We start from the raw sequence: 252 nt of genomic DNA, 5'->3' as shown, positions 1-252 counted from the left end.
CTGCGCCGAGCCGCTCCATGATGCGCCCCTGATGCAGCGACAGCGTGGAGCGCATCGTCTGGCGCGGGAAATGGCGTGTCCAGGTCTCTTGGGTGGCGGTGGCGTCGAGTGTGAAACGGATTGGGCCTGTCTCTTATACACATCTCCGAGCCCACGAGACATGGCGCCTGATCGCGTATGCCGTCTTCTGCTTGAAAAAGGGGGGGGGGGGGGGGGGGGGGGGGGGGGGGGGGGGGGGGGGGGGGGGGGGGG

1 pseudogene is annotated in these 252 nt (G+C 69.4%); it reads right to left on the bottom strand.

What is annotated here, in order from left to right:
• Nucleotides 1–127, bottom strand: a pseudogene (locus JHD73_RS28895) (DUF4166 domain-containing protein); the annotation flags it as partial.
• Between the last annotated feature and the right edge of the window lie 125 nt (nt 128–252).

Source organism: Ralstonia sp. ASV6, from assembly GCF_016429285.1.
GTDB classification, from domain to species: Bacteria; Pseudomonadota; Gammaproteobacteria; order Burkholderiales; family Burkholderiaceae; genus Ralstonia; species Ralstonia flaminis.
The sequence above is the reverse complement of the archived record's forward strand: the minus strand, read 5'-3'. Positions and strand labels throughout refer to the sequence as shown.